General features: G+C 27.6%; 6 protein-coding genes. All 6 read left to right on the forward strand.

Annotation, left to right across the window (positions count from 1 at the left end):
- Positions 1 to 649, forward strand: a 649-nt coding sequence (locus ABJD66_RS14560; protein ID WP_348132929.1) for a hypothetical protein, incomplete at its 5' end; no start/stop codon positions are given.
- A gap of 20 nt (positions 650 to 669) precedes the next feature.
- Positions 670 to 1,362: a hypothetical protein gene (locus ABJD66_RS14565; protein ID WP_348132932.1), complete on the forward strand. Its 693-nt coding sequence runs from the start codon at positions 670 to 672 to the stop codon at positions 1,360 to 1,362.
- A 132-nt stretch (positions 1,363 to 1,494) separates the two neighbouring features.
- The gene (locus tag ABJD66_RS14570; protein ID WP_348132935.1) at positions 1,495 to 3,414 is read left to right on the forward strand and encodes a hypothetical protein; all 1,920 of its coding nucleotides are present in this window, start codon (positions 1,495 to 1,497) and stop codon (positions 3,412 to 3,414) included.
- A gap of 40 nt (positions 3,415 to 3,454) precedes the next feature.
- Positions 3,455 to 3,841, forward strand: a complete 387-nt coding sequence (locus ABJD66_RS14575) for a hypothetical protein (RefSeq protein WP_348132938.1) — start codon at positions 3,455 to 3,457, stop codon at positions 3,839 to 3,841.
- A gap of 168 nt (positions 3,842 to 4,009) precedes the next feature.
- Positions 4,010 to 4,957, forward strand: a complete 948-nt coding sequence (locus ABJD66_RS14580) for a hypothetical protein (protein ID WP_348132941.1) — start codon at positions 4,010 to 4,012, stop codon at positions 4,955 to 4,957.
- A gap of 162 nt (positions 4,958 to 5,119) precedes the next feature.
- On the forward strand, positions 5,120 to 5,637 hold a 518-nt coding region (locus ABJD66_RS14585; RefSeq protein WP_348132944.1), incomplete at its 3' end, for a hypothetical protein.

Raw genomic sequence — 5,637 nt, forward strand, 5'->3', positions numbered from 1 at the left:
GGTAGCCTTTAACTTAGATAATAAGGAAGGCCATATAAATGGGTTTTATTATTACAAAAAAATAGGTGTAGATATAAAAGTAGTAGGTACAGCTGTAGCAGATAGCTTACTTGCATACGAGCTAAATTATAAAAATGATACACTGGCTATTTTAAAAGGAAAAATTGAAGATTCTGGCATAAAAGGGGTTTGGGTAAATGCAGAAAACAAAAAAGAATACCCTTTAGTTTTAACACAAGCAGCTAAAAAAGTAACTCCGTTACCAGTAGATATACTGGGTGAATATTACAATGAAGTTTGCAACCTAACTCTTACGTTTACAAAGTCTAAAGGCGAGTACTACTACAGCTATATATCTAAAGAGCGAAATTTAAAAGGGAAGCTTAATTTTTATAGGGATGAAGGTTTATATGTTAACTTAACAGAGATTGAATACGCTGAAGATTATTTTGATGTTGCTTTGCCTGAAGAGGATACCGAAAAAGAAAAAGAGTATGCAGAGCTAAAAAAAATAGGCAAGCGTACACTTGGTGTAGAGGGCCAATATAGTCCAGGAGAATTAACAATTCAGAATTACGGTAATGCAATGAATTATTATGTGAAGTTAAATGATTGCGGAGAAAAATACATTCATTTTAAAAAGAAGTAATATAACATTAAAAACAAATAATGAGGCAGTTGTTAATTACGTTACTTTTAATTTTGCTATTAAGTTGTGCTTTTGTAAATCAGCAAAACCAAGTCGAAACTACAAGTGAATGGAATAGATTTGAACTTACAGGTATAGCTAAATCTCTAAAAGAAAAAACATATAAGGCTAATTTTAGTAGTAGCGTAATTAAAGAAGATGAACTTAGTCTGTTAAATACCTTAATTGTTAGTTTTGATAGTTTAGGAAGGTTTACAAAATCTATTACTTTAAACGCAGAAAATAACAGAACTAGTAGCACAACAACTAAGTATACTAAAGATAAAAATTATGAATCTTTTCATTATAGCAAAGACAATGTTTTACGCAACAAAAGCATAATAAAGTATGTATCTGATTCTTTAATTTTAGAGGAATCTTTTGCACCTAATGATGAATTATTATTTTCTATTAGAGTTGAAAAGCAAAATGATAGGTTTTCTAAAGTAACTCTTGTAAACGGAGATAAAATAGATTCACATTTTTATTACTATACAGATGATAAATTTATTAAAAACAAAGTAGCCATAAATAAAAATAAGGATACTATATCTAATATAAAATACAAGTATTTAGCATTTGATAAAAATGGTAATTGGACCAAAAGATTGTCTAAAAATTCTCTTAATAAAAACGATATAGGTAAACTAGAAGTTAGGGAGATAAACTATTAAAAATAACTAATAGGAGCATTTTAAATATATAACAGACGCTTACGAATATTAATTGCTATTTTGGTAATTGCTTTGCTATTGTTAGTATTGGTATTCGTTAAAAAATATATTTAAAAAAAATACATTTCTCAAATGATTAAAAAAAGCATTCTTTTATTGTGTTTCATTTTTTGTGTTAGCTGCAAGAGCGCACAACATAAATTTCCTTCTTTTGATGATGTAGTAACTACGTTCTTTACAAGTTATGATCTACGGAAGGAGCAGGGTACAGATGAGATTAGATTTGTTAAAAAACAAGAGGGTTACTATATTCAAGAGTATAATTATGATACTAATGATTATAAAAAAACAACTTTGTTCTGGAGTGCTTCTAATAATACATACCAAGAGTTAAATTTTCCTAAAGGTAAAGCGTTAAATGCCGAGTATGCTAATTATCATTTAACGTATTATTATAAAGAAAGGTTTAATGTGTTGCCTTACTATGGTTATGTGGGTTGGGCTAAAGATGTTATTGCTTTTTTAGAGCACAAAAAAGACTTAACAGATTTAGAATACTATGCTTTAGGAAGAGCATACAGTGCCAGTGCAAGTCATTTATTAAACAATAGTTATGAATTTGGAGATCCTAAAGATCAATTTAAATTTTTAGAATCTGGTAAAAATCAATTTACAAAAGAGCAGCTTAAAACATATATTAATTATGAAGAAAAGGCTATAGAAAATTATACCATACTTTGTCAAAAAAATCCAGATTATCCAACAGTTGTAGGTACCATTTGTAATAAATTAGATAACGAGTATGTTGATGCTTATTTAAACCTTAGTATTTACCAAAACCAGGTAGAGGCTTTAGCATTTTTGCCAGATGGTTTGTACACAGATTTTGTTATGGATTATGCAAAGAACTATTTAAACTCTTTAGAACCTAATGCTATTTTATTTACCACAGGAGATAATGATACATTTCCGTTTATGTACGCACAAGCAAAGCTAAAACACCGCCAAGACGTTGCTATTGTAAATACAAGTTTACTAAACCAAAATAGTTATGTAAACCATTTAAGAGATGATATGGTTTTGGCTTCATCACCAATTAGGCTTACACTAAAACCAGATGCATATGCAAAAGAGAATTTGTCTTATGTGGTTTTCGATAAGGATAAAAATGATAATAAGTATTTAGATTTAAAAAGTACACTACAACTAATAAATGCAAAAGACTCATCTGTAGTTTATAAAAAAGCAAAAGAGAATGCTAAATTGTCTACAAATAAAATAGCTATTGCTATAAATCAAGATACCTTAAAGCTTAAGTACAAAACAAATTATATAGTTAAGGGAGAATTACTTGCGTTAGATATTATAGCGTCAAATATAAAAACAAGACCTGTTTACTGTACATTTAATGAGTTGCCTGTAGTGTCTAGCTATTTAGAGAAATCTGGTTTTGCATATAAAATAACAGCTAATCCTAAAAACAAAATAGAAAATGATAAGTATGTAGCAGGTATAGATGCAGATAAAACCTATGCTGTTTTAGTAGATGAGTTTCAATATCATGAAAACACTAAAAATAGCTCAAAAACTGAGCTTTCTGTTTTAATAAATTATACATCTTCTTTTGAAACCCTCACTAATCATTACAAAGAAACAGGAGATATTAAAAGATGTAAAGAGGTGCTAGATGCATTTACAAATTTTTATCCAAAAGACCTTTACGCAGATATTAGTTTTATGATTTCATCTATGGCAAAAAATGCGTATGCCATAAAAGATTTAAAAAATGGAGACCTTATGGTTAAAAATCTTATTGAAAATTTAGAGCGTATAAAAAGAAATAACAAAGAGAGTACAACTTCTACCAAAACAGCAGCCTTAAGAAAATTAATTTTTGGAGATGAGGTTAACAATAAATTAGATAAAAATGATCTAGAGCTTTATTTGTATATCATTACAGAAATATCAAATACAGAAGAGGTAAATACTAATTTAACTTCTCGTTTGTATGCATTAAAAAAGTATTTTATGGAGCAGCTTAGTCAGTTTTAAGAATAAGTTTATAGCAGAGTAAGTAGTTAATTTTAGAACTATGCTTATAAAAAAGATACAAATACAAAGTTACTCAGGTATACTTTTAGCTGTGCTTTACGGAGTTGTTTTAAGAGTTTTAAAAGAGAGTTTTGATGTTTCTATTGAAAACTTTATATTCATTTTTGTTGCACCTGTTATTATAAGTTTAATACCTATTTGTTATGCAACTACGGGTATATATAGATCTAAACTAAAACTTTTTTTTTACCCTTTTTTTTCGACACTATTATTTTTAATAATATGCTCTGTAAGTAGTTGGCAAGATTTTCCTGTGTTTTTACTTTTAGGATTGCCATTCTATATAATTACAGGCGTGGTTGGCATACTGCTAGGCGGAGTTGTAAAAGAACAAAATAGTAAAGTAAAAAGTAATACAGATGTCTAATATTGAAATTAGAGAAATGTCATTTTTACAACGCTTAATAGCTATTCCTTTTAATAAAATTATAGAGGCTTTTTCTCATTAAAAATCATTATCTAAATTAACATGACTACAAAAAAATTATTACTTCAGTTTTTAAAGTATTTTATATTAAGTTGTTTTTTTTATTATTTGTTTTCAGTAGTACAAGTAATTCTACATTTTATGGTTGAAGCTGGTGTTTTAATCAATATAATTAATACGTGCTTATTTAGTTTAAGCCTAGTTGATACTATTATGCTTTTTGGTTTATTTATTTCTGCTTTGTTGTTTACGGCCTACTGGTTACGTAATAAACGTAGTGTAATAAAATTATTAAAATTAGGTTTAGTAACGTCAGTTTTGTTTGCAGCACTAATCTTTATAGTTAAAAATATGGTGGTTCCTGAGCTTAAAATTGTGTCTTACTTAAATAGGTATCAATATACTCTTAAAGAGAAACTAAGTACTGAAGAAGAAAGAGAAATGAGTGACGATTTAAGAAAAAATAGATTGTCAATGATGAATGTTTTAGCCATAAATAAATATAAAGATTCATTACAAACCGAAATATTGGCTAAGGAAACCAATTTAAAAGAGCTAGCATTAAGTACACCAGATAGTATATTAGAAAGTGTTTTGCCTAACTCTTATCTAAATAAGTATATTAAAAATAAACCTAAAAATACATCAGAATTTGGTTTGTTTACCCTAAATAAATTAAAGTATGAGGTAAGTTTACATAAACAATTAATTAAAGAAATTAAGCTATCAAATTGGGAAGAAACAAAATATTACCTTACTATTTTCTTGACGTTCTTTTTTGTTGCTTATGGTATTTTACTAGGCTTTAACCTTAAAAATAAGTCCCCATTTGTATTAGTTATAGCGGGTATTGCTATTTATTTTTATACTTATAAAGTAATTGAAATGATTGGTAACAATAGTAACGGATCTTTTAACTCTGCAGAAATAATTATTAATGCCGGAGTTATTTTTGTTTTGTTCTTAGGGCTAACCTATAGAATGGTTTTACTCGAAAAAAAAGCAAAAAAACAAAAGAATAAGTTAGTAAAGAGTAAAAATGATAGATATAGTTAATTGTATTTTATCATATAAGGTTAGTATCTAAATTTACTCTTAAATATACAACACACCCTTACGAATATTAATTGCCGCTATGTTGACTTAAAAAGTCTACTTATTATTGTTTTAATTAGAATTGATAGGTGTTACCCTAGACATTTAAAAACAATAAGTTAAATGAAGAATAGCATACTTTGTATACTGCTTTTATTATTACTTTCTTGCGGTAGTAAAGAAAAACAAGAAATTAAAGAAACAGAAAAGCTAGAAGCTAATTCTAGTACAAAGTTGACAGATACTTTACGTATTAATAAAGACTTTACAATATCTTATTTAAAAATTGACTCTTTAACCTACTCAGGTTTTAAAAAGAAAAACCAAGTAGCTTTTACAGAAACTAAACATAGTAGTTTAAGTTGCGGAAATTCTAGTCCAATGTGGAGCTCTAGTACTACTATTAAAAATGATACTTTAGGTATAGAATTAAATTTTAATAAAAGCTGGGTAGAAAGTACACCAGAACCTAAAGAGCAAGTATTAACTAACATAAAATTAGACAATGCAAAAGCAAAGTTTTATAACGGAATTATACTAGGTAAGTCTAACATAGTAGAAGTAAAAGAAAAACTGGGAAAACCTATTAGTGAAAGTAACTATTCATTGGAATATTGTTTTAAAAAAACTAGAATATTGTT

The organism is Cellulophaga sp., assembly GCF_039943695.1.
Lineage (GTDB): Bacteria > Bacteroidota > Bacteroidia > Flavobacteriales > Flavobacteriaceae > Cellulophaga.

Bases quoted from the DNA above. Each gene is read 5' to 3' on its own strand.
- ABJD66_RS14575 (WP_348132938.1), top strand. From the start codon at position 3,455: ATGCTTATAAAAAAGATACAAATACAAAGTTACTCAGGTATACTTTTA.
- ABJD66_RS14570 (WP_348132935.1), top strand. From the start codon at position 1,495: ATGATTAAAAAAAGCATTCTTTTATTGTGTTTCATTTTTTGTGTTAGC.
- ABJD66_RS14565 (WP_348132932.1), top strand. From the start codon at position 670: ATGAGGCAGTTGTTAATTACGTTACTTTTAATTTTGCTATTAAGTTGT.